At 72.0% G+C, this 22,145-nt stretch carries 22 protein-coding genes; 10 read left to right on the plus strand and 12 right to left on the minus strand.

Annotated features, from left to right (window positions below):
• The first annotated feature begins 5 nt into the window (after nucleotides 1-5).
• Nucleotides 6-1,505 (plus strand): aldehyde dehydrogenase family protein, encoded by a 1,500-nt coding sequence (locus ACRWNP_RS07235; RefSeq protein ID WP_431960154.1) that lies wholly within the window; start codon nucleotides 6-8, stop codon nucleotides 1,503-1,505.
• Nucleotides 1,495-2,409, plus strand: a complete 915-nt coding sequence (locus ACRWNP_RS07240; RefSeq protein WP_431960155.1) for an aldehyde dehydrogenase family protein — start codon at nucleotides 1,495-1,497, stop codon at nucleotides 2,407-2,409. The genes ACRWNP_RS07235 and ACRWNP_RS07240 overlap by 11 nt, the downstream gene beginning before the upstream one ends.
• Nucleotides 2,410-2,514: 105 nt before the next feature.
• Here the strand turns inward: ACRWNP_RS07240 and ACRWNP_RS07245 are convergent, their stop codons facing one another.
• Nucleotides 2,515-2,865 carry a hypothetical protein gene (locus ACRWNP_RS07245; RefSeq protein ID WP_431960157.1) on the minus strand — a complete coding sequence of 117 codons (351 nt, stop codon included), beginning with the start codon at nucleotides 2,863-2,865 and terminating at the stop codon, nucleotides 2,515-2,517.
• Nucleotides 2,866-3,041: 176 nt separating this feature from the next.
• Here ACRWNP_RS07245 and ACRWNP_RS07250 point away from each other — a divergent pair, with 176 nt between their 5' ends.
• Nucleotides 3,042-3,665: an ATP-binding protein gene (locus tag ACRWNP_RS07250; RefSeq protein WP_431960158.1), complete on the plus strand. Its 624-nt coding sequence runs from the start codon at nucleotides 3,042-3,044 to the stop codon at nucleotides 3,663-3,665.
• A 142-nt stretch (nucleotides 3,666-3,807) separates the two neighbouring features.
• Here ACRWNP_RS07250 and ACRWNP_RS07255 read toward each other — a convergent pair whose 3' ends face one another.
• On the minus strand, nucleotides 3,808-4,584 hold the full coding sequence (locus ACRWNP_RS07255) for a SigE family RNA polymerase sigma factor (RefSeq protein ID WP_431960159.1): 777 nt from the start codon (nucleotides 4,582-4,584) through the stop codon (nucleotides 3,808-3,810).
• A 188-nt stretch (nucleotides 4,585-4,772) separates the two neighbouring features.
• Between ACRWNP_RS07255 and ACRWNP_RS07260 the strand changes: the two genes are divergently transcribed.
• From ACRWNP_RS07260 to ACRWNP_RS07280, 5 genes are all read left to right on the plus strand, one after another.
• Nucleotides 4,773-5,450: a response regulator gene (locus tag ACRWNP_RS07260; RefSeq protein ID WP_431960160.1), complete on the plus strand. Its 678-nt coding sequence runs from the start codon at nucleotides 4,773-4,775 to the stop codon at nucleotides 5,448-5,450.
• Complete coding sequence (locus ACRWNP_RS07265; protein ID WP_431960161.1) at nucleotides 5,447-7,000, plus strand: ATP-binding protein; 1,554 nt, start codon at nucleotides 5,447-5,449, stop codon at nucleotides 6,998-7,000. The genes ACRWNP_RS07260 and ACRWNP_RS07265 overlap by 4 nt, the downstream gene beginning before the upstream one ends.
• Nucleotides 6,997-7,662: a hypothetical protein gene (locus ACRWNP_RS07270; RefSeq protein ID WP_431960162.1), complete on the plus strand. Its 666-nt coding sequence runs from the start codon at nucleotides 6,997-6,999 to the stop codon at nucleotides 7,660-7,662. Before ACRWNP_RS07265 ends, ACRWNP_RS07270 begins: the two co-directional genes overlap by 4 nt.
• A 53-nt stretch (nucleotides 7,663-7,715) precedes the next feature.
• Nucleotides 7,716-8,204, plus strand: a complete 489-nt coding sequence (locus tag ACRWNP_RS07275; RefSeq protein ID WP_431960163.1) for a VanZ family protein — start codon at nucleotides 7,716-7,718, stop codon at nucleotides 8,202-8,204.
• An 82-nt stretch (nucleotides 8,205-8,286) separates the two neighbouring features.
• Entirely contained in the window at nucleotides 8,287-8,487 is a 201-nt protein-coding gene (locus tag ACRWNP_RS07280) for a PspC domain-containing protein (RefSeq protein WP_431960164.1), read from the plus strand.
• A 76-nt stretch (nucleotides 8,488-8,563) separates the two neighbouring features.
• Here the strand turns inward: ACRWNP_RS07280 and ACRWNP_RS07285 are convergent, their stop codons facing one another.
• Together ACRWNP_RS07285 and ACRWNP_RS07290 are read right to left on the minus strand one after the other, a co-directional pair.
• Entirely contained in the window at nucleotides 8,564-8,893 is a 330-nt protein-coding gene (locus tag ACRWNP_RS07285; RefSeq protein ID WP_431960165.1) for a hypothetical protein, read from the minus strand.
• A 166-nt stretch (nucleotides 8,894-9,059) separates the two neighbouring features.
• Nucleotides 9,060-10,253, minus strand: a complete 1,194-nt coding sequence (locus ACRWNP_RS07290) for an adenosine deaminase (RefSeq protein ID WP_431960166.1) — start codon at nucleotides 10,251-10,253, stop codon at nucleotides 9,060-9,062.
• A gap of 101 nt (nucleotides 10,254-10,354) precedes the next feature.
• Here ACRWNP_RS07290 and ACRWNP_RS07295 point away from each other — a divergent pair, with 101 nt between their 5' ends.
• Nucleotides 10,355-11,140 carry an alpha/beta hydrolase gene (locus ACRWNP_RS07295; protein ID WP_431960167.1) on the plus strand — a complete coding sequence of 262 codons (786 nt, stop codon included), beginning with the start codon at nucleotides 10,355-10,357 and terminating at the stop codon, nucleotides 11,138-11,140.
• A gap of 150 nt (nucleotides 11,141-11,290) precedes the next feature.
• Here the strand turns inward: ACRWNP_RS07295 and ACRWNP_RS07300 are convergent, their stop codons facing one another.
• A complete protein-coding gene (locus ACRWNP_RS07300) occupies nucleotides 11,291-12,271 on the minus strand; it encodes a LysR family transcriptional regulator (protein WP_431960168.1) in 981 nt (326 codons plus the stop codon).
• A 63-nt stretch (nucleotides 12,272-12,334) separates the two neighbouring features.
• Here ACRWNP_RS07300 and ACRWNP_RS07305 point away from each other — a divergent pair, with 63 nt between their 5' ends.
• On the plus strand, nucleotides 12,335-13,621 hold the full coding sequence (locus ACRWNP_RS07305) for an MFS transporter (RefSeq protein ID WP_431960169.1): 1,287 nt from the start codon (nucleotides 12,335-12,337) through the stop codon (nucleotides 13,619-13,621).
• Nucleotides 13,622-13,699: 78 nt separating this feature from the next.
• Here the strand turns inward: ACRWNP_RS07305 and ACRWNP_RS07310 are convergent, their stop codons facing one another.
• From ACRWNP_RS07310 to ACRWNP_RS07340, 7 genes are all read right to left on the minus strand, one after another.
• Nucleotides 13,700-14,977, minus strand: a complete 1,278-nt coding sequence (locus tag ACRWNP_RS07310) for a thymidine phosphorylase (protein WP_431960170.1) — start codon at nucleotides 14,975-14,977, stop codon at nucleotides 13,700-13,702.
• Between the two features lie 15 nt (nucleotides 14,978-14,992).
• Nucleotides 14,993-15,415 (minus strand): cytidine deaminase, encoded by a 423-nt coding sequence (locus ACRWNP_RS07315; RefSeq protein WP_431960171.1) that lies wholly within the window; start codon nucleotides 15,413-15,415, stop codon nucleotides 14,993-14,995.
• Nucleotides 15,412-16,701: an ABC transporter permease gene (locus ACRWNP_RS07320; protein ID WP_431960172.1), complete on the minus strand. Its 1,290-nt coding sequence runs from the start codon at nucleotides 16,699-16,701 to the stop codon at nucleotides 15,412-15,414. Before ACRWNP_RS07320 ends, ACRWNP_RS07315 begins: the two co-directional genes overlap by 4 nt.
• Nucleotides 16,698-17,813 carry an ABC transporter permease gene (locus ACRWNP_RS07325; RefSeq protein WP_431960173.1) on the minus strand — a complete coding sequence of 372 codons (1,116 nt, stop codon included), beginning with the start codon at nucleotides 17,811-17,813 and terminating at the stop codon, nucleotides 16,698-16,700. The genes ACRWNP_RS07320 and ACRWNP_RS07325 overlap by 4 nt, the downstream gene beginning before the upstream one ends.
• Nucleotides 17,810-19,360, minus strand: a complete 1,551-nt coding sequence (locus ACRWNP_RS07330; RefSeq protein ID WP_431960174.1) for an ABC transporter ATP-binding protein — start codon at nucleotides 19,358-19,360, stop codon at nucleotides 17,810-17,812. The genes ACRWNP_RS07325 and ACRWNP_RS07330 overlap by 4 nt, the downstream gene beginning before the upstream one ends.
• A gap of 258 nt (nucleotides 19,361-19,618) precedes the next feature.
• On the minus strand, nucleotides 19,619-20,671 hold the full coding sequence (locus ACRWNP_RS07335) for a BMP family lipoprotein (RefSeq protein ID WP_431960175.1): 1,053 nt from the start codon (nucleotides 20,669-20,671) through the stop codon (nucleotides 19,619-19,621).
• Between the two features lie 154 nt (nucleotides 20,672-20,825).
• The gene (locus ACRWNP_RS07340; protein WP_431960176.1) at nucleotides 20,826-22,028 is read right to left on the minus strand and encodes a M20 family metallopeptidase; all 1,203 of its coding nucleotides are present in this window, start codon (nucleotides 22,026-22,028) and stop codon (nucleotides 20,826-20,828) included.
• Between the last annotated feature and the right edge of the window lie 117 nt (nucleotides 22,029-22,145).

The following is a 22,145-nucleotide window of genomic DNA, read 5'->3' on the forward strand; positions in this document are numbered from 1 at the left end:
CTCCGATGACACAGACCAAGAAGAACCAGCAGTCCCCGCAGGACCGGGCGGCCGGCCAGCCGGCACCGGGCTCGGCCTTCGCGTACGCGCCGGCGCCGGAGTCCCGCTCCGTCGTCGACATCGCCCCCTCCTACGGCCTGTTCATCGACGGCGAGTTCACCGACGCCGCCGACGGCCGGGTCTTCAAGACCGTGAGCCCGTCCACCGAGGAGGTCCTCTCCGAGGTCGCCCAGGCGGGCGAGGCGGACGTGGACCGGGCCGTCAGGGCCGCTCGCAAGGCCTTCGAGTCATGGTCGGCGCTGCCCGGCTCCGAGCGCGCCAAGTACCTGTTCCGCATCGCCCGGATCATCCAGGAGCGCTCGCGCGAGCTGGCCGTCCTGGAGTCGCTGGACAACGGCAAGCCGATCAAGGAGACCCGCGACGCCGACCTCCCGCTGGTCGCCGCGTACTTCTTCTACTACGCCGGCTGGGCCGACAAGCTCGCGCACGCCGGCTTCGGCCCGGCCCCCCGCCCGCTGGGCGTGGCCGGCCAGGTCATCCCGTGGAACTTCCCGCTGCTGATGCTGGCGTGGAAGATCGCCCCGGCGCTGGCCACCGGCAACACCGTCGTCCTCAAGCCGGCCGAGACCACCCCGCTGTCCGCGCTGTTCTTCGCCGACATCTGCCGCCAGGCGGGCCTGCCCAAGGGCGTCGTCAACATCCTCCCCGGCTACGGGGACGCCGGCGCCGCGCTGGTCGCGCACGAGGGCGTCGACAAGGTCGCCTTCACCGGCTCCACCGCCGTCGGCAAGCAGATCGCCCGCACCGTCGCCGGTACGAAGAAGAAGGTCACCCTGGAGCTGGGCGGCAAGGGCGCCAACATCGTCTTCGACGACGCACCCGTCGATCAGGCCGTCGAGGGCATCGTCAACGGGATCTTCTTCAACCAGGGCCAGGTCTGCTGCGCCGGCTCCCGGCTGCTGCTCCAGGAGTCCGTCGCGGACGAGGTGCTCGACGCGCTCAAGCGCCGGCTGTCGACGCTGCGCGTCGGCGACCCCCTGGACAAGAACACCGACATCGGCGCCATCAACTCCGCCGAGCAGCTGGCCCGGATCACCGCGCTCGCCGAGGCCGGCGAGGCCGAGGGCGCCGAGCGCTGGTCTCCGGCCTGCGAACTGCCCTCGGCGGGCTACTGGTTCGCACCGACGCTGTTCACCGGGGTCACCCAGGCGCACCGCATCGCCCGCGAGGAGATCTTCGGCCCGGTCCTGTCGGTGCTGACCTTCCGTACCCCGGCCGAGGCCGTGGAGAAGGCCAACAACACCCCGTACGGCCTGTCCGCCGGGATCTGGACGGAGAAGGGCTCGCGCATCCTCTCGGTCGCGAACCAGCTCCGCGCGGGCGTGGTGTGGGCCAACACGTTCAACAAGTTCGACCCGACCTCGCCCTTCGGCGGCTACAAGGAGTCGGGCTTCGGCCGCGAGGGCGGCCGCCACGGTCTGGAGGCCTACCTCGATGTCCGATAAGTCCGAGAAGGCCGGGGCAGTGCGGCTGTCCGTCTTCAAGACCTACAAGCTGTTCGTCGGGGGCAAGTTCCCCCGCAGCGAGAGCGGGCGGGTGTACGAGGTGACCGACGCCAAGGGCAAGTGGCTCGCCAACGCCCCGCAGTCCTCCCGCAAGGACGCCCGTGACGCGGTGTCCGCCGCCCGCAAGGCCTTCGCCGGCTGGTCGGGCGCGACGGCGTACAACCGGGGGCAGGTCCTCTACCGCGTCGCGGAGATGCTGGAGGGCCGCCGGGAGCAGTTCGTCCGCGAGGTCGGCGAGGCCGAGGGGCTGTCGAAGTCCAAGGCGGCGGCCGTGGTGGACGCCGCGATCGACCGCTGGGTCTGGTACGCGGGCTGGACCGACAAGATCGCCCAGGTCGTGGGCGGCGCCAACCCGGTGGCGGGACCGTACTTCAACCTGTCGAGCCCGGAGCCGACCGGTGTCGTCGCGGTCCTCGCGCCGCAGGAGTCGTCCTTCCTGGGCCTGGTCTCGGTGATCGCCCCGGTGATCGCCACCGGCAACACCGCGGTCGTGGTGACCAGCGAGCGGGCCCCGCTGCCCGCGCTGTCACTGGGCGAGGTACTGGCCACCTCCGACCTGCCGGGCGGCGTCGTCAACATCCTGTCCGGCCGCACAGCCGAGGTCGCGCCGACGCTCGCCGCGCACATGGACGTCAACGCGCTGGACCTGGCGGGGACGGTGGACGACGCCGGACTGGCGAGGGAGCTGGAGGTCGCCGCCGCGGACAACCTCAAGCGTGTGCTCCGTCCGCAGGCCGTGGACTGGGCGGCCGAGCCCGGCACGGACCGCATGACGGCCTTCCTGGAGACCAAGACCGTCTGGCACCCCGCGGGTGCCGGCGCGGCCTCGGGCTCCGCCTACTGACCCGCTCCCCCGGCGGCCCGTCCCGTCGCCGGGGGACCGGGAGCGCCCGCACGACCCGGCGGCGGGCCCTCGCCATCGTTGTGTCCCCGCGAGGGCCCGCCGCCGTCAGCCGCCCTGCAGGGTCCTGACGGCGTCGCCGATCAACGGCAGGTCCGCGACCGTGCGGCTGTCGGCGACCGGCTTGGTGACGTCCGCGGTGGAGACCGGCTTGAAGTCGGCGACCTGCGAACCCACGGAGTTGTCCAGGGGGTTGACGCTGGTCCGCGCGAGCGGGTTCACCGGCAGGTGGTTCACCGTGCCGATCAGGGCCGACGTCGCCGCCCGGCCGGCCTCGGCGGCCGTGGCCGTTCCTTCGCTCTGGGCGTCCGCGTGCGCCGCCCCCGCCGAGGCGACGGCCGCGACGGACGACACCGCGAGGACGGTGGCGCGGAGGAGGGTGCGGGAGAACTGCGGCATGAGGATCCACCTGCCTGGTCGCCGGCCCGCTCGCTCACGGACCGGTCCCGGGACGACCCGGCGGCCGTCCCCGTACGCGACAATGACATAACTCACCGTAGTTGGTCGAACATCACGCATCCAAAGCATGTCCCGGCGGGTCACTCCAAAGGCGGAATGCGTCACACTGGTGTCCCGTGAGCTCTCGCCCTCCCGCCGCCCGCGTGATCCTGCTGACCGGCCCCTCCGGGTCCGGCAAGTCCTCCCTCGCCGCCCGCACCGGCCTGCCGGTCCTGCGACTGGACGACTTCTACAAGGAGGGTGACGATCCGTCCCTCCCGATGCTGCCGAGCGGCATCGGCGCCGACTGGGACTCCCCGCTGTCCTGGAACGCCGACGCGGCCGTCGCGGCCGTGGCGGAGCTGTGCGCCACGGGCCGGACCGCCGTCCCGGTGTACGAGATCTCCTCCAGCTCCATCACCGGACGGGCGGAGGTCGGCCTCGACGGGGCGCCGCTCTTCATCGCGGAGGGCATCTTCGCCGCCGACATCGTCGCGCGCTGCGCCGAACTCGGTCTGCTCGCCGACGCGCTGTGCCTGAGCCGCGGCGCGGTCACCACCGCCCGCCGCCGCTTCGCCCGGGACCTGCGCGAGAGCCGGAAGTCGCTGCCCTTCCTGCTGCGCCGCGGGTGGAACCTGATGCGCGCCGAACGGGACATCATCGCCCGGCACGCGGCGCTCGGGGCGCATGTGTGCGACCGGGACGAGGCACTGGAACGGATCGGTCGCGCATCTTTTCCGACGGTTGCCGTTCGCGTTTGAACGAAACGGCGCGCGGGTCCGTAAGGCATGCGTGAGGGAGCGGTGCGCACAGACCCCCCGCTGGGCGCGACCGCTCCCTCTTGCTTCCCCCGATTCCCCCCGGTTCCCCCGATTCCCCCCCGTTTCCCCGTTCCCCCCGGCGTCAGGCCACCAGCTCGCCGAACGCCGCCTCCTCGTCGACGCCCGTGCTGAGCGTCGCGTCCTCGCGCAGCCGGCGCAGGGAGCGCCAGATGCTGCTCTTCACCGTGCCGACGCTGATGCCGAGGATCTCGGCGATCTCCGGGTCGGTGCGGCCCTCGTAGTAGCGGAGCACCAGCATCGTGCGCTGCGGCTCCGGGAGCTTGGCCAGCGCCTGCCACAGCACCGCCCGCAGCTCGGTGCCGCGCATCGCGTCCGTCTCGCCCGCCGTCTCCGGCAGCTCCTCGGTCGGGTACTCGTTGAGCTTGCGGCGCCGCCAGGCGCTGATGTGCAGATTGGTCATGGTCCGGCGCAGGTAACCGCCGACCGCGGCCTTGTCGCTGATCCGGTCCCAGGCCCGGTAGGTGGAGAACAGCGCGCTCTGCAGCAGGTCCTCCGCCTCGAAGCGGTCGCCCGTCAGGTGGTAGGCGGTCGCGTACAGAGAGGCCCGGCGCTCCTGGACGTACGCGGTGAAGTCCGCGTCCGCCGTGAAGCACCGCTCCCCCGGGATCCCCCGGGCCCCCGTGGCCTCCCCGTAGGCGACACCCCCGTGCCCCCCGTCTCCCCCGTGACCGCCCTCGATCGCCGTGATGTACGGCGGCCGGTTGCGAACCACCTGACGCCCGGTGCCACGAGCGCACCCCCGCCCGCCCGTGGCACCGGACTTCTCTGCGCCCCGGCCCGCGGTGTGCAGGCGCGGCTGAAGGACTGCGGTGGTCGTCGTGCTGTGCAGTGCGTTCATTTCGCGCCCCCCGTGGGTGGAGCCGGCCTGGTCTTCGTACCCGTCCGGCGGGGGCCGCCCGTTCGGCGTCCCCGTCGATGACCAATAGCGTGCCGCGCCAGTTTCATGGCGCTGTCCGCCGAGTGTCACAGCCCCGTCACAGACCACGGCGGTACCTTCCACGGGCCGTCTTGGGAGAGAATGCGGGCGTGCCTTTCCTGTTGCTGATCGAGGACGACGACGCCATCCGAGCGAGCCTCGAACTCGCCCTGTCGCGCCAGGGCCACCGTGTGGTGGCCGCGGCAACGGGCGAGGACGGGCTGAAGCTGCTGCGCGAGCAGCGACCGGACCTGATCGTGCTGGACGTGATGCTCCCGGGCATCGACGGTTTCGAGGTGTGCCGGCGCATCCGGCGGACCGACCAGCTGCCGATCATCCTGCTGACCGCGCGCAGCGACGACATCGACGTCGTGGTGGGTCTGGAGTCCGGCGCGGACGACTACGTCGTCAAGCCCATCCAGCCGCGCGTGCTGGACGCCCGCATCCGCGCCGTGCTGCGGCGGGGCGAGCGGGACAGCACCGACTCGGCCGCCTTCGGCAGCATCGTCATCGACCGCTCGGCGATGACCGTCACGAAGAACGGCGAGGACCTGCAGCTCACTCCGACCGAGCTGCGGCTGCTGCTGGAGCTGAGCCGCCGCCCGGGGCAGGCGCTGTCCCGGCAGCAGTTGCTGCGCCTGGTGTGGGAACACGACTACCTCGGTGACTCGCGTCTGGTGGACGCCTGTGTGCAGCGGCTGCGCGCCAAGATCGAGGACGTGCCCTCCTCGCCGACCCTGATCCGCACCGTACGGGGTGTCGGGTACCGGCTGGACGCGCCGGCGTGAGTCGACCGCATCACGAGGACACGGCCGGTGACGACGAAACCGACCGGCGGCTGAGCGGCTGGAGGTCACGGCTGCTGCGGCTCACCAGCCTGCGGCTGCGTCTGGTCGCCGTCTTCGCCGCCGTGGCGCTGGCGGCCGCCGTCTCCGCCTCGGGCATCGCGTACTGGCTCAACCGCGACGCCGTGCTCACCCGTGCCCAGAACGCCGCTCTCAACGACTTCCGCGCCTCGATGACCCGCAACGCGGGCTCGCTGCCGCGGCACCCGTCCTGCGACAAGCTGGCCGACGCCGCGCGCAGCATCGGCGCCAGCACCCAGAACTACCAGGTGCTGCTGATCGGCACCGGGCCGGACGGCGAGCGCTGCGCGACCAAGTCGCAGAGCGACGGCTTCTCACTGGACGCCGTCCCCTCGACGCTGCGCAAGGCCGTCAGCAAGCGCAACCCCAAGACGGGCGACTCCGCCGAGTACCACCTGTACTGGCAGCGGGTCACCCGCGACGGCCAGCCGTACCTGGTGGGCGGGGCCAAGGTGATCGGCGGCGGCCCGACCGGCTACATGTTCAAGTCGCTGGAGGCCGAGCGGAAGGACCTCAACTCGCTGGCCTGGTCGCTCGGCATCGCCACCGCCCTCGCCCTGATCGGTGCGGCACTGCTCGCCCAGGCCGCGGCCTCGACCGTGCTGCGGCCCGTGGCCCGCCTCGGCGACGCCGCCAGGAGGCTCGGCGAGGGCAAGCTCGACACCCGGCTGCGGGTCACCGGCACCGACGAACTCGCGGAGCTGTCGCGGACGTTCAACCGCACCGCGGAGCGGCTGGAGCGGCGGGTCGACGAGCTCAGCCAGCGCGAGGCGGCCAGCCGGCGCTTCGTCGCCGACATGTCGCACGAGCTACGCACCCCGCTGACCGCGATCACCGCCGTGACCGAGGTGCTGGAGGACGAGGCGGACTCCCTCGACCCGATGATCGCCCCGGCGGTGCGGCTGGTGGTGAGCGAGACCAAGCGGCTGGGCGAGCTGGTGGAGAACCTGATGGAGGTCACCCGCTTCGACGCGGGCACCGCGCGCCTGGTCCTGGACGACGTCGACGTCTCCGACCTGGTCACCGCCTGCATCGACGCCCGCGCCTGGCTGGACGCGGTGGAGCTGGACGCGCCGCGCGGCATCATCGCCCTGCTCGATCCGCGCCGCATCGACGTGATCCTCGCCAACCTGATCGGCAACGCCCTCAAGCACGGCGGCTCGCCGGTCCGGGTCAAGGTGCGGCAGGACGGGGACGAACTCGTCGTCGAGGTCGCCGACAACGGCCCCGGCATCCCCGAGGACGTGCTGCCGCACGTCTTCGACCGGTTCTTCAAGGCGGACGCCTCCCGGGCCCGTTCCGAGGGGAGCGGCCTGGGCCTGTCCATCGCGCTGGAGAACGCACACATCCACGGCGGAGAGATCGCCGCGGCCAACAGCCCCGGTGGCGGTGCGGTGTTCACGCTGCGGCTGCCGATGCGCACCGGGGCCGGCCAGGCGGCGGAGACCGAGGAAGGGAACGAAGGCAAGTGACGCAGCCGTCCCGGGACGCCGCCCCGAAGGCCCCGGGGCTCCCGTCCCCGGGCGCCGCCCACCGCCGGCGCGCCCCGCTCCTCGCCCTGGCCGGCCTGGTGCTGCTGGCCGGCTGCGGTATCCGCACCACCTCGGTGCCGGTGGACGCCGGGCCGGCGCCCTCCCGCGTCTCCTGCGCGGTGCCCGACGAGGAGGCGACCGCCACGGCCACGGCCACGGCCTCCGCCTCGCCACGGGGACTGACCGCCCGGGTGTACCTGGTGTGCAGCGCCCAGGTGGCCGGCGTGAACCGCTCGGTGCGGACCGAGGGCCCGGACCAGCTGGGCGTGGCGGTGCTGCTCCTGCGCGAGCTGCAGCGCAAGCCGCGCGGCGGCGAGTCGTCGGCCGGCTTCACCACGGCCGTGCAGGGCGACCTGGCGGTGGAGGGGCCGCGGCGCGGCGACCCGCGCGGATCGCTCCGGCTCAGCGCCCCGCTGGGCGACCTCCCGCCGTTCGCGCTCGCCCAACTGGTGTGCACCTACGCCGGCACGGCCGCGGGCTCCGGCGACGGCGGTGTGCTCCTGGGCGGCTCCGACGACACCCCGGTGCGCCGCTTCACCTGCACCGGCGACCTGCGCACCGACCCGGAGGCGGCGGAGACCGCTGGAACCGCCGTGAAGTGACAGACGTCCTTCCAGGCGTGCGGCGCGACGGCTCTCTCCCGAAAGTGCGCGCGGTGGGCCTGACACTCGCCGCGGTCCATCTGGCTCTGCTGGGGTGGCTGATGCTGCGTCCGCAGTACGTGCCCTGGGTGGACGCCCCCAATCTCCGTCCGTTCGCCACCATCCGCCACGACCTCACCATGGGACCCGCGGAGGCGGCCCGCCGGATCGGCGCGGGGCTGGCGCTGCTGGCCCCGCTGGGCGTGCTGCTGCCGATGGCCGGCGGCCGGGTGCGGGTCTCGGCGCCGGGCTCGTTCGCGCGGACGGTCTTCGCGGGACTGATGATCTCGCTGACCCTGGAATTCGTGCAGACCGGGGTGCCGGGCCAGATCTTCGACGTGGACGCCCTGCTGCTCAACACGGCGGGTGTCGCGCTGGCCCACCTCGCCGTGGTGCCCGCGGCCCGCGCGTGGGCGCACCGGCGCAGCCTCCGCCAGGAGGACCGGCTGACCGGTGCTCAGGGGCGGACCCCGAGGATTCACAGGGTCGGGATCGCACCGTAGAGCGATGAATCGCGGCGGTATGCGCTCGTACGGTGATGTATCGGCCGGAGAGACCGGCCTGGACTCCCGAAGGAGCACCCCCATGTCCGCACTGGTCCGCCCCCGTCACGGCCGGATGATCGCCGGAGTCTGCGCCGGGCTCGCAGACCGGTTCGGCACCTCCGCCGCCACGATGCGCGTGATCTTCCTGCTGTCGTGCCTGCTACCCGGGCCGCAGTTCCTGCTCTACCTCGCGCTGTGGCTGCTGCTGCCGGGCGAGGTGAGCACGAAGGCCGCCGTTTGACGCCACGGGCCCCCGGAAGGCCGGCGGGCCGCACCCCGAGGGGGTGCGGCCCGTCCGCGGTACGTCCGGCCGGTGCTCAGCCGCCGATCGGCAGGCCCTGCAGCGGGAGCTGGCCCAGCGGCAGCTGACCGCCGACCGGGAGGCCGCCGAGCAGCGTGCTCAGGCCCTGGGGCGCGTTCTGCACGCCGGGGACGAGGTTGGCCGACTTCGGCAGGCCGCTGGTGACGGCACCGACCGGGACCGCCTTCGCGACGCCCGCGACCGGCAGGGAGGCCGGCAGGGCCGAGGCGTCCGGCAGGCCCAGGCCGGCTTCCGAAGGAGCGGCGGAGGCGACGCCCGCGGCGGCCCCGACGAAGGCCACGCCCAGCGCGGCGGCACCGAGAGTCTTGACGGTTCCGGTCTTCATGGTTGCGATCCTCGTGATGGGGGATGGTGCGTCCGCCGCGGCACACACGGATCGTGTTCGCGGGATATCGGAACGTAGCGACGGAACACGGGGCGGTGCAAGCAGCCGCGCGCCGTCGCACCGGGCCCGGGCCGTCCCGCCGCCGCACGGCGGGACGGCCCGGGGCTCATCCCTCTTCCGGCGAGGAATCGCTGGCCACAGCGGTGGCGGCGGTCGTCTGACGGAACAGCCACTCGGCCTTCAGCTCCGAGTATCCGGGCTTGATCACGTCATTGATCATGGCGAGACGTTCATCGAAAGGGATGAAGGCGGACTTCATCGCGTTGACGGTGAACCACTGCATGTCGTCGAGGGTGTATCCGAACGCGGCCACCAGTTCGGCGAACTCGCGGCTCATGCTCGTACCGCTCATCAGCCGGTTGTCGGTGTTGACGGTGACCCGGAAGTGCAGCCGGCGCAGCAGTCCGATGGGATGCTCCGCGTACGAGGCGGCCGCGCCGGTCTGCAGGTTGGAGGTGGGGCACATCTCCAGGGGGATGCGCTTGTCGCGCACGTAGTTGGCGAGCCGGCCGAGGGCGACCGTGCCGTCGTCCGCGACCTCGATGTCGTCGATGATGCGCACGCCGTGACCGAGCCGGTCCGCGCCGCACCACTGCAGGGCCTGCCAGATGGAGGGCAGGCCGAAGGCCTCGCCCGCGTGGATGGTGAAGTGGAAGTTCTCCCGCTGGAGGTACTCGAAGGCGTCGAGGTGGCGGGTGGGCGGGAAGCCCGCCTCGGCGCCCGCGATGTCGAAGCCGACGACGCCCCGGTCGCGGTAGCGGATGGCGAGTTCGGCGATCTCCTGCGAGCGGGCGGCGTGCCGCATCGCGGTGAGCAGGGCGCCCACCCGGATCCGCCCACCCGCCTCGCGGGCCCGCCGTTCGCCCTCCCGGAAGCCCGCGTTGACGGCCTCCACGACCTCGTCGAGGGAGAGCCCGCGTTCGACGTGGAGCTCGGGGGCGTAGCGCACCTCGGCGTAGACGACCCCGTCCGCGGCGAGGTCCTCGGCGGCCTCGGCGGCGACGCGGGTGAGCGCCTCGCGGCTCTGCATGACGCCGACCGTGTGCGAGAAGGTCTCCAGGTAACGCTCCAGCGAGCCGGAGTCGGCGGCCTCGCGGAACCAGGTGCCGAGCTTGTCCGGGTCGGTCTCCGGCAGGCCGTCGTAGCCCGACGCGCGGGCCAGGTCGACGACGGTCCCGGGGCGGACGCCGCCGTCGAGGTGGTCGTGGAGCAGGACCTTGGGCGCGCGGCGGATCTGCTCGGGCGTGGGGGTCGCCCCCGCAGCGCCCGCGGGGAAGGGGAGCGTGCTTGAGCTCGTCATTTCCGAAACATACCCCCTACGCGCGTAGAACTTTTGGATGATGCCGAATATTGATCTCCCGGCCAGGTCGTGCGCACCTTCCCGTCTGCCATGGTTACGCCATGGCTTCGCAAGCTTTACCGGTGCGTGGTGCGCGGTTGGGAAAGAGAGTGACACCGGGTCTGAACCCGGCGGCACGGCGGGAGGCGGACGGCGAGGCCGTCCGGGCCGCCGTGCTGCTGCTGCCCGGCGGCAGTGCGCTGAGCACCCGTCGGCGCTCCCCCGTGGCCGCCGCGGCGATGGTGCCGCTGGCCCGCCGGCTGGTGCGGGCGGCGGGCCGCGGTGAGGGTCTGGCCGTGCACGTCGTGCACTACCGCTTCCGCGGCTGGAACGGCGGTCACGCCCACCCGGCCGAGGACGCGCGGTGGGCCGTCGACGAGGTCGTCCGCCGTTACGGTGACGTACCGGTGTCACTGGTCGGCATGGACATGGGCGGCCGGGCCGCGCTGCGCGCAGCGGGCCATCAGGCCGTCGACTCCGCGGTCGCCATAGCCCCGTGGCTGCCGGACGCGCCGGAGCCCGATCCGGTGAAGCAGCTGATAGGCCGCCACGTCCTGATCGTGCACGGCACGAACGACGACTCCACCCACCCGGAGCTCTCCTACCGGCTGGCCGAGCGGGTGAAGAAGGTCAACCGGGACGTGTGCCGGTTCGAGGTGCACACCGACGGACATCTGCTGCACGGCCACCGGGCCGAAGTCGCCTCCCTGACCGTCGACTTCGTCCTCGGCACCCTGCTGGGACGGTCCTTCGCCCGCCCGGTCGCCGACGCGCTGGCCGCCCCTCCCCCACTCGGCCTGCGCATGCCCCTGGCCTCGGGTTTCGGACGGTCGCCCCAGATGCGCTGACCCCGACGTGTCCGCGCCATCGGCCCCGCCCCGGCGTCGGCCGCGGGGCCGGGGGCTGCGGCCGTCCGGCAGCCGCGGCCCCGGCCCCGTGCCGTGAGCGGGTGAGCGGCCCACGGAATTCTCGGTGCGACTACGGGTGCCGACGCGCCGTCATCCGGGGAGGAGCTGCCCACGCCTGCCCAGCAGGAACTTCTTGAACGCCGTGACGGGCGCCGTGTCGGGGTGGCCGCCGAGCCAGGCCACGCCGATCTCCCGGACCGCGCGCGGGGCGGTGACCGTCAGCTCCACGACGCCCGGGCGCGGGACGAGCGGGGGCGGCAGCAGGGCCACCCCGAGCCCGGCGGCGACCAGGCCGCGCAGGGTCTCGGCCTCCTCCCCCTCGAAGGCCACCCGCGGGGTGAAGCCCGCCTCCGCGCACAGGGCGTCGGTGATGCGCCGCAACCCGTAGCCGGGCTCCAGGCTCACGAACAGCTCCCCGGACGCCTCCGCCAGGCGGACCCTGCGCCGGGTGGCGAGCCGGTGGTCGGCGGGGACGACCAGCCGCAGCCGCTGCTCGTCCAGGCGCCGGACGACCAGGTCGGGCGCGTCCGGCACCGGTGAGGTCAGGCAGAGGTCCAGCTCGCCCGCGCGCAGCCCGGCGAGCATCGCCTCGCCGTAGTTCTGCACGAGCTGGAACCGGATTCGCGGGTGGTCGGCGCGGAAGGCCCGCAGCAGGGCCGGTACGGTCTCGGGGCCGAGCGTGTGGAGGAAGCCGAAGGCGACCCGTCCCGACTGCGGGTCCGCGTCGGCACGCACGGACTCGGCCGAGCGCTCCACCTCGCCCAGCGCCCGCTCCACGGAGACGAGGAAACCACGGCCCGCGGGCGTGAGCGAGACCGTACGGCCCTGACGGGCGAAGAGCGTGACCCCCAGGTCGAGTTCGAGCCGGACCATGGCCCGGCTGAGCGTGGACTGCGGCACCCCCAGCTCGCGTGCCGCGCGGGTGACGTGCTCGTGCCGCGCCACGGCGGCGAACTGGGCGAGCCTGGGCGCCAGCACCGCCGCCCAGGACGCGCTGTCCAACTCGGCCCGGGTGTCTGTTGCGTCACGGGTCGGTGACAGCGATCGTGCTGACCTCGCTTCATGCGCCATGGGAACGATTATGGCTACTCCGTGCATTGGACGCATGAAACAGGCCCGGCCTAGCGTGAGGACATGTCTCCCGCCGATACAGGGGCGTCCACCGTGACACGGCCGGGCGCCGCCGCCTCCGCCTCCTCAGCCGCCACGCTCCGTCCGGGCGAACCCGGTTACCGCCGAGCCATCCTGGCCCTGTTCGCCGCGGGTCTCGCCACCTTCGCCCTGCTCTACTCGACGCAGGCCCTGCTGCCGGCGCTCTCCACGGGGCTGTCCCTCAGCCCGGCCCAGGCCAGCCTCACCGTCTCGGCCACCACCGCCGCGCTGGCGCTGGCCCTGCTGCCGGTGAGCGCGCTGAGCGAGAAGTACGGTCGCACGGCCGTGATGACCACGTCTGTCTTCAGCGCCTCGGCGCTGGCCCTGGTCATCCCCTTCGCGCCGGACCTGACCACCCTGGTCGTCCTGCGCGCCGTGCAGGGCGTGGCCCTCGCCGGGCTCCCCGCGACCGCGATGGCCTACCTCGGCGAGGAGATCCACCCCAAGGCGGTCGCCTCCGCGATCGGCCTCTACGTCGCGGGCAACAGCATCGGCGGCATGAGCGCCCGGGTCCTCACCGGCGCCGTGGCGCAGGCCTTCGGCTGGCGCGCCGCGCTGTTCGCCGCCGGCGCGATGGCGGTGCTGTGCGCCGTCGCCTTCCGCCTGCTGATCCCCGCCGCCCGCAACTTCCGTCCCGGCCCGGTCAGTCCCGCCGCCCTGTGGCGTACGGTCACCGGCCACCTGGGCACTCCGCTGCTGCGCCGGCTCTACCTGATCGGGCTGCTCTTCATGGCGGTCTTCGGCGCCGTCTACAACGTGCTGGCCTACCGGCTCGCCGCCGGGCCCTTCGGCCTGTCGCAGACCGCGATCGGCCTCATCTTCCTGGTCTACCTGGTCGGCACCGGCGCCTCCGCGGCCTCCGGGGTCCTGCACGGCCGCCTCGGGCGGCGCGGCGCCCTGTACGTCGCCGTGGTGCTGGCCACGGGCGGGCTGCTGCTCACCCTCGCGGGGTCCCTGGCCGCCGTGCTGAGCGGCCTGGTCCTCATCACCGCCGGCTTCTTCACCGGCCACTCCATCGCCTCCGGCGCGGTCAGCCGTACGGCCACCACCGGCCGCGCCCAGGCCTCCGCGCTCTACCTGACCGCGTACTACATCGGCAACAGTCTCGGCGGCACCCTCGGCGCCTCCGCCTTCCACGCCGCCGGCTGGGGCGGCACCGTCGCCCTGTGCCTGGCCGCCGTCCTGGGCGTCGCGGGGATCACCCTGTACGCGACCCGGCGCGCGGTCACGGACCGGCGGCTCGCCGTCCCGGCAGGACGCCCGGCCTGAGGGCCTGACCCGACGCGGAAAGACGAACGGGACCGGTGGAATCCACCGGCCCCGTTCCGCGTCGCGGGGTGGCCCGGCTCAGGCGATACGGTCCAGCACGATCGGGTCCGGCGTGAAGGCGGTGCCCGCCGGGGAGATCTCGACCCCGCCGGCCAGCGCCTCCAGCGCGTAGTCGAACCTCTCCGGGGTGTCGGTGTGCAGGGTGAGCAGCGGCTGGCCCTGCGTCACCGTGGCACCCGGCTTGGCGTGCAGCTCGACGCCCGCGCCGGCCTGAACCGGGTCCTCCTTGCGCGCCCGGCCGGCGCCCAGGCGCCAGGCGGCGACACCGACGGCGTAGGCGTCCATGCCGGTGAGGACACCGGACCGCTCGGCCGTCACGACGTGCTGCTCCCGCGCGACGGGCAGCGTCGCGTCCGGGTCACCGCCCTGGGCGGCGATCATGCGGCGCCACACGTCCATGGCGGAGCCGTCGGCGAGCGCCTTGGCCGGGTCGGCGTCCTTCAGCCCGGCCGCGTCGAGCATCTCGCGCGCCAGAGCCAGGGTCAGCTCGACCACGTCGGCCGGGCCTCCGCCCGCCAGCACCTCGACGGACTCGCGGACCTCCAGCGCGTTGCCCGCGGTCAGGCCGAGCGGGGTGGACATGTCGGTGAGCAGCGCCACCGTCCGCACCCCGTGGTCGGTGCCGAGGCCCACCATCGTGGCGGCCAGCTCCCGCGCCTGCTCCAGGTTCTTCATGAAGGCGCCGGAGCCGACCTTGACGTCCAGGACGAGCGAGCCCGTGCCCTCGGCGATCTTCTTGGACATGATCGAGGAGGCGATCAGCGGGATCGCCTCGACGGTGCCGGTGACGTCGCGCAGCGCGTACAGCTTCTTGTCGGCCGGGGCGAGGCCGTCGCCCGCGGCGCAGATGACGGCGCCGGTGTCGCCCAGGACCCGCAGCATCTCGTCGTTCGACAGCAGCGCCCGCCAGCCGGGGATGGACTCCAGCTTGTCCAGGGTGCCGCCGGTGTGGCCGAGGCCCCGGCCGGACAGCTGGGGAACGGCCGCACCGCAGGCCGCGACCAGAGGCGCGAGCGGCAGTGTGATCTTGTCGCCGACGCCACCGGTGGAGTGCTTGTCGGCGGTCGGGCGGGGCAGCGAGGAGAAGTCCATGCGCTCGCCGCTGGCGATCATCGCGGCCGTCCAGCGCGCGATCTCGGCCCGGTCCATGCCGTTGAGCAGGATCGCCATCGCGAGCGCGGACATCTGCTCGTCGGCGACCTCACCCCTGGTGTAGGCGTCGATGACCCAGTCGATCTGGTCGTCGCCGAGTCGGCCGCCGTCGCGCTTGGTGCGGATGACGGAAATGGCGTCCATGATTCACGTACCTTCTTAGCGGTTGATCAGGTCGTCCGGGCCGAACGCGTCGGGGAGGACGTCGCGCATCGTGCGGATGCCGTCGGACATCTCCACCAGCAGTTCCGGGCCGCCGTGCTCCCACAGCAGCTGGCGGCAGCGGCCGCACGGCATCAGCTGGTTGCCCTTGCGGTCGACGCAGGTGAAGGCGACGAGCCGGCCGCCCCCGGTGGCGTGCAGGATCGACACCAGCCCGCACTCGGCGCACAGGCCGAGGCCGTAGCTGGCGTTCTCCACGTTGCACGCCGAGATGACCCGGCCGTCGTCCACCAGCGCGGCCACGCCGACGGGGAAGTGGGAGTAGGGGACGTAGGCCCGGGACATGGCGTCCCGGGCCTGCGCCCGCAGGCCCTCCCAGTCGACGTCGTCGACGCCGACCGGGCCCGCGGTGTCGCTCACTTGCCCTGGCCCTTCCGGTACCTCATACCGTCAGCCTTGGGCATCCGCAGGCGTTGTGCCGACAGGGAGAGCACCAGCAGGGTGACGACGTACGGGGTCGCGCCCACGAACTCGCCCGGCACCTCGTCGGTGAGCAGGTACCAGGCCAGCACCAGAGCTCCGACGACGAGGCTGACGCCGCCCTGCCAGAAGCTCCGCTTCCACAGCTTCCAGGCCGCCAGCAGCACCAGCAGGACCACCAGGAGCAGCAGCAGCGCGTGCACGGTCGGGCCGCCGTTGCGCAGCTGGAGCGCGTCGGAGTAGCCGAACAGGCCGGCGCCGGTGGCGAGGCCGCCGACCCGCCAGTTGCCGAAGATCATCGCGGCGAGGCCGATGTAGCCGCGGCCGCCGGTCTGGTTCTCGAGGTAGATGTGCGCGGGCACCATCGCCAGGAAGGCACCGCCGAGGCCGGCCAGACCGCCGGAGGCGATCACGGCGATGTACTTGTACAGGTACACGTTGACGCCGAGCGACTCGGCCGCGACCGGGTTCTCACCGCAGGACCGCAGCCGCAGGCCGAACGGGCTGCGCCACAGCAGGAAGAAGCTGCCGACGAAGAGCAGCACCGCGACGACCGTCAGCGCGGACACGTTGGTGACCAGGCCGCCGAGGATGCCGGCGAGGTCGGAGACGAAGAACCAGCCGTGCTTCTCGATGCTCGCCAGTCCGTCGGACAGCCCGGGGATGTCGAACGACGGCAGGGCGTCGACCGGCGGGGACTGCTTGGGGTTGCCGCCCTTGGTGGCCGCGTCGCCGGTGGAGAACCACAGCTTGGCGAGGTACTGGGTGGCACCGAGCGCCAGGATGTTGATGGCCACACCGGAGATGATGTGGTCGACGCCGAAGGTGACGGTGGCGATCGCGTGGATCAGGCCGCCGAGCGCGCCGCCGACGACACCGGCGAGGACGCCCAGCCACGGGTTGGTCTGCCAGCCGGCCCAGGCACCGAAGAAGGTGCCGAGGATCATCATGCCCTCGAGGCCGATGTTCACCACGCCGGAGCGCTCGGACCACAGGCCGGCCAGACCGGCCAGGCCGATCGGCACGGCGAGGCCGAGCGCCGCGGTGATCTGGCCCTGGGCGGTGAGCTGGTCCTGTCCGGTGATGATCCGCACCACCGACACCAGCGCGATCGCGGCGGCGATGATCAGCAGGATCACCGGGAAGGAGAGGCGGCCCTTGCGGCCCTTGGCCCCTGCGGCCTTGGGAGCCGCGGGCGGCGGGGTCTGGGTCGTCGTGGCGGTCACGCCGTCACCTCCTTCTTGGTGCGGGCCTGGGCGGCGAGCTCCTCGCCGACCTTCTGCTGCTGGCGCTTGAGGCCGTAGCGGCGGACGACCTCGTAGGCGATGACGACGCTGAGGACGATGACGCCCTGCATCACGCCGACGATCTCCTTGTCGTAGCCCTCGAACTCCAGGCGGCCCGAGCCGCGCTCCAGGAAGCCCCACAGCAGCGCGGCCAGCGCGACGCCGACCGGGTTGTTGCGGCCGAGCAGGGCCACCGAGATGCCGGTGAAGCCGATGCCGGCCGGGAAGAGGTCGGAACCGTAGGCGTGGGCGTCGTTGAGCAGCAGCGGCATGCCGGTGAGACCGGCCAGGCCGCCGGAGATCAGCATGCTGGTGATCACCATGCGCTTGACGCTGACGCCGCTCGCGCTGGCGGCGCTCTCGGACAGGCCGACGCTGCGCAGGTCGAAACCGAAGCGGGTACGGCCCAGCACGAACCAGTAGCCGACGCCGATGACCACGGCGAGCACGACGAAGCCGTAGATCTGGCCGACGTCCTCGCCCATGTCGAAGTTGAACAGGTGGCCGGAGGAGGGCAGCGGCGTGGTCGACACCGAGGTCTGCGCCTTGTCGAGGTGGCCGAGCCGGCCGTCCTTGAGCAGGTAGCCGACGATGTAGGTGGCGATCGCGTTCAGCATGATGGTCGCGATGACCTCGCTGACCCCGCGCGTGGTCTTCAGCAGCCCCGCGATACCGGCCCACATCGCGCCGACGATCATGGCGACCACGATGATCAGCGGGACCTGGAGGAAGCCCGGCAGCGTCACCGCGCCGCCGACGGCGGCGGCGAAGAAGGCACCCAGGCGGTACTGGCCCTCGACACCGATGTTGAACAGGTTCATGCGGAAGCCGACGGCGACCGCGATGCCCGCGATGTAGTACGTGGTCGCCTTGTTGATGATCTCGACCTGGCTGTCACTCTTGAAGCCGTAGTCGAACATCGTGCCGAAGGCGCCGAACGGCTCCTTGCCCGTGGCGAGCAGGACCAGCGCCGTGATCACGAACGCGGCCACGAGCGCCAGCACGGGGGCGGCGATGGCGAGGAGCACCCGCTCCTTGTCGAACTTCTTCATCGGTCCTCTCCCCCGTGGGCGGCGTCGCCGTCCTCGTGCTCGAGATGGCCGGCGGCCGCGCCGGTCATCGCGGAGCCCAGATCCTCCGGGGTGATGGTGGCGGGGTCGGCGTCGGCGACCAGACGGCCGCGGTACATGACGCGCAGGGTGTCGGACAGGCCGATCAGCTCGTCCAGGTCGGCGGAGATCAGCAGCACCGCCAGGCCCTCGCGCCGGGCCTCGCGGATCTGGTCCCAGATCTGCGCCTGGGCGCCGACGTCCACACCGCGGGTGGGGTGCGCGGCGATCAGCAGCTTGGGCCGGTGGCTCATCTCGCGGCCGACGATCAGCTTCTGCTGGTTGCCGCCGGACAGGGACGCCGCGGTCACCTCGATGCCGGGGGTGCGGACGTCGTACTCGCGCACGATCCGCTCGGTGTCGCGGCGGGCCGCGCCCGGGTCGAGGAAGGCGCCCTTGCTGTTGGGGCGCTCGGTGACATGGCCCAGGATGCGGTTCTCCCAGAGCGGGGCCTCCAGCAGCAGGCCGTGCCGGTGCCGGTCCTCGGGGATGTAGCCGATGCCGTCCTCGCGGCGCCTGCGCGTCGGGAGCTGGGTGATCTCGGCGCCGTCCAGGCCGATCCGGCCCGCGTCGGGCGGCAGGATGCCCATGATCGCCTCGACCAGCTCCGCCTGGCCGTTGCCCTCGACACCCGCGATGCCGAGGACCTCGCCCTTGTGGATGGTGAAGGAGATCTGGTCCAGGACGACGCGCTCGATGCCCTCCAGGTCGGTCTCCGACAGGTGCAGACCGTCGACGGTCAGCATCGGGACGTCGGTGACCGTGGACTCGCGGGTCTCGGGGGACGGCAGCTCGCTGCCGACCATCAGCTCCGCGAGCTGCTTGGGGGTCGTGGTCGCCGGGTCGGCGGAGCCCACCGTGGTGCCGCGGCGGATGACGGTGATCTCGTCGGCGACGGAGAGCACCTCGCCCAGCTTGTGGGAGATGAAGATGACGGTCAGGCCCTCGGCCTTGAGGCCGCGCAGGTTGTCGAAGAGCGCGTCGACCTCCTGCGGGACGAGGACGGCGGTCGGCTCGTCGAGGATCAGCGTACGGGCGCCGCGGAAGAGGACCTTCAGGATCTCGACGCGCTGACGGTCGGCGACACCGAGGTCCTCCACCAGGACGTCCGGGCGCACCCCGAGGCCGTAGGCGTCGGAGATCTCCTTGATCTTGGCCCGGGCCCTGCCGCCGATGCCGTACAGCTTCTCGCTGCCGAGGACGACGTTCTCGAGGACGGTGAGGTTGTCGGCGAGCATGAAGTGCTGGTGCACCATGCCGATGCCGCGGGCGATGGCGTCGCCCGGGTCGTGGAAGGTGGCCCGCTCGCCGTCGATGGTGATGGTGCCCTCGTCCGGCTTCTGCATGCCGTAGAGGATCTTCATCAGCGTCGACTTGCCGGCGCCGTTCTCGCCCACGAGGGCGTGCACCGTGCCACGGCGAACCGTGATGTCGATGTCGTGGTTGGCCACGACGCCTGGGAATCGCTTGGTGATGCCGCGGAGCTCCACGGCATTCTGGCTGGGGGGGCTGGACGCGTTGATGGCGCACTCTCCTCGCGGAAAAGAGCGGGGCGGGCGGGGTGTGGCGAACGTATCGCGAGGAGGGGCCTCTACGCGCGTAGCGTCGCCAGATCCATAAGGGGGTGGGTCACAACGGATACCGCGTGCGCGACACCCGGGCTGAACGCAGGCGCGAGGCCCGGGAAGGGGGGAGCCTGGGCTGTCCCCTCCCGAGCCTCGCGACCGGCGCTCACGAGAGACCGGGCGTCACTTGACGGTCGTCTTGACCTTGATGTCGCCGTTCACGATCTTCTTCTTGGCGTCGTCCAGCTGGGACTTGATGTCGTCGATGAAGCCACCGCTGGTGGACAGGCCGACACCGTCCTTGCCGAGGTCGTAGGCGTGGGTGCCGGTCAGCGGGGATCCGCTCTTGACCGACTCGACCACGTCGTAGACCGCGACGTTCACATTCTTCAGAGCGGAGGTCAGGATCGAGTCCTTGTACTTCGCCAGACCCGGCTGCTCGTGCTGGTCGGAGTCCACGCCGATCGCCCAGGCGCCGGACTTGCCGGCGACGGCCTCGATGGCGCCGTTGCCGGAGGAGCCGGCGGCGGCGTAGATCACGTCGATGCCGTTGTCCAGCATGCCCTGCGCGGCGGCCTTGCCCTTGGCGGGGTCGGAGAAGCCGGAGAGGTCCGAGCCGCTGGTCAGGTACTGGGTGGTGACCTTGACCTTCGGGTTGGTCTCCTCGACGCCCTGGCGGAAGCCGGCCTCGAACTTGTTGATCAGCGGGATGTCCACGCCACCGATGAAGCCGACCTTGTTGTCCTTGGTCTTCAGCGCGGCGGCGACACCGGCGAGGTAGGAGCTCTGCTCCTCGGTGAAGACGATGCTGTCGACGTTCTTGGCGTCGACGACCGAGTCCACGATCGCGAAGGTCGTCTTGGGGTACTTCTTGGCCGCGGCCGTGATGGACTCGGCGTAGGCGAAACCGACACCGATGACCGGGTTGTAACCCGCGTCGGCCAGATCCTCCAGGCGCTGCTCGCGGTCGGCCTCGGTGTCCGAGGTCTTGGCGGTCAGCTCCTTGACCTCGACGCCGAAGTCCTCCTTCGCCTTGTCCAGGCCCTGGGCGGCGGAGTCGTTGAACGAGTGGTCACCACGGCCACCCACGTCGTAGGCGACGCCGACCTTCAGCTTGCCGCTGCCGCTGTTGCCGTCACCGCCACTGTCCTTGGAACTGCTGCCGCAAGCGGTCGCGGTGAGCGCGAGAGCCGCGGAGGCTATACCCGCGGCGGCGATCTTGGTTACCCGGCGCAAGAGGGTACCCCTTCAACTCTGAGCGCCCCGTCCGGCGCTGGCTTAACCGGAGCTTAACGCGCGTAGATGTCAGGTAAAGGGGGGTTGGCGGCCCGTTATCGGATCGTCGCATTTCGGCCAGGTGACCCGGCCGTGTCGACCGGGTCACCCACCGTCATGCCAGCAGCGCAGCGGAGGTGAAGAGCTCCACGCCGACCTTGATCGCGCCCTCGTCGACGTCGAAGTCACCTTGATGCAGATCACGCTTTGACGTGTCCCCAACGGGCCGTACACCCAACCTCGCCAGCGCGCCCGGAACCTTCTCCAGGTACCAGGAGAAGTCCTCGCCGCCCAGGCTCTGCTCCGTGTCCTCGACGGTGTGCGCGCCGTAGCGGGCCGTCATGGCGTCGCGCAGCAGCTCGGTCGAGTCGGCCTCGTTCACCACCGGCGGCACCCCGCGGTGGTACGTCAGCTCCCACTTCGCCCGGTACATGGCGGCCACCTGGTCGATCACCTCGTGGACCAGGTCGGGGGCCTCGTGCCAGGCGTTCAGGTCCAGGCAGCGGACCGTGCCCTCCAGCTCGGCGTGCTGCGGGATGACATTGGCCGCGTGACCGGCCTCGATGCGGCCCCACACGATGCTCATCCCGGACCGGGGGTCGATCCGGCGGGCCAGCACGGCCGGCAGCTCGGTGGCCATCTTGGCGGCGGCCATCACCAGGTCGGTGGTCAGGTGGGGACGGGCCGTGTGGCCGCCGGCGCCGTCCAGGGAGAGCTCAAGCCGGTCCACGGCGGAGGTGATCGGTCCCTGGCGCAACCCGATCCGCCCGACCTCGACCTTGGGGTCGCAGTGCAGGGCCAGAATCCGGCCCACGCCGTCCAGCGCGTCCGCCTTGATGGCGTCCAGCGCGCCCCCCGGCATGACCTCCTCGGCCGGCTGGAACACCAGCCGTACCGGACGCCTCAGCTTGCCCTCGCGCTCCAGCTCCGCCAGTACCAGACCGGCGCCGAGCACCACCGTGGTGTGCACGTCGTGGCCGCAGGCGTGCGCCCGGCCGGGCACGGTCGAGCGGTACTCCACACGCTTGGTGTCCGGGATCGGGAGCGCGTCCAGGTCCGCGCGCAACGCCAGCCGCGGACGTGCCGGGTCGGTGGCGCCGATGTCGCACAGCAGCCCCGTGCCGCCGGGCATCACCCGCGGCCGGAGGCCGGCCTGCTCCAGGCGGGCCTTGATCGCGGCGGTGGTGCGGAACTCCTGCCGGCCCAGCTCGGGGTTCATGTGCAGGTCCCGCCGGAACGCCACGAGTTCGGCCCTGAGCCGCTCGGGCAGTACGCCCAACAGCGCACCTTCGGGTGCGGCGGGAACTGTGGGCGCCACTGGCACGGGGTTTTCGGAGGGTTCGGACGCTGAGTCGTTCACCTCCGACAGGCTAGACCGCATCTGCTCTCCCGATCACTACATCGCCGTAAATTCATGCCACGCGAGGAAGAAAAA

Origin of the sequence: Actinacidiphila sp. bgisy160 (assembly GCF_965342435.1) — a bacterium.
Classification (GTDB): Bacteria; Actinomycetota; Actinomycetes; order Streptomycetales; family Streptomycetaceae; genus Actinacidiphila.

Excerpts from the sequence above, each read along its gene's own strand:
- ACRWNP_RS07235 (WP_431960154.1), top strand. The coding sequence starts at position 6 with ATGACACAGACCAAGAAGAACCAGCAGTCCCCGCAGGACCGGGCGGCC.
- ACRWNP_RS07240 (WP_431960155.1), top strand. The coding sequence starts at position 1,495 with ATGTCCGATAAGTCCGAGAAGGCCGGGGCAGTGCGGCTGTCCGTCTTC.
- ACRWNP_RS07245 (WP_431960157.1), bottom strand. The coding sequence starts at position 2,865 with ATGCCGCAGTTCTCCCGCACCCTCCTCCGCGCCACCGTCCTCGCGGTG.
- ACRWNP_RS07255 (WP_431960159.1), bottom strand. The coding sequence starts at position 4,584 with ATGAACGCACTGCACAGCACGACGACCACCGCAGTCCTTCAGCCGCGC.
- ACRWNP_RS07280 (WP_431960164.1), top strand. The coding sequence starts at position 8,287 with ATGTCCGCACTGGTCCGCCCCCGTCACGGCCGGATGATCGCCGGAGTC.
- ACRWNP_RS07285 (WP_431960165.1), bottom strand. The coding sequence starts at position 8,893 with ATGAAGACCGGAACCGTCAAGACTCTCGGTGCCGCCGCGCTGGGCGTG.
- ACRWNP_RS07290 (WP_431960166.1), bottom strand. The coding sequence starts at position 10,253 with ATGACGAGCTCAAGCACGCTCCCCTTCCCCGCGGGCGCTGCGGGGGCG.
- ACRWNP_RS07295 (WP_431960167.1), top strand. The coding sequence starts at position 10,355 with ATGGCTTCGCAAGCTTTACCGGTGCGTGGTGCGCGGTTGGGAAAGAGA.
- ACRWNP_RS07300 (WP_431960168.1), bottom strand. The coding sequence starts at position 12,271 with ATGGCGCATGAAGCGAGGTCAGCACGATCGCTGTCACCGACCCGTGAC.
- ACRWNP_RS07305 (WP_431960169.1), top strand. The coding sequence starts at position 12,335 with ATGTCTCCCGCCGATACAGGGGCGTCCACCGTGACACGGCCGGGCGCC.
- ACRWNP_RS07310 (WP_431960170.1), bottom strand. The coding sequence starts at position 14,977 with ATGGACGCCATTTCCGTCATCCGCACCAAGCGCGACGGCGGCCGACTC.
- ACRWNP_RS07325 (WP_431960173.1), bottom strand. The coding sequence starts at position 17,813 with ATGAAGAAGTTCGACAAGGAGCGGGTGCTCCTCGCCATCGCCGCCCCC.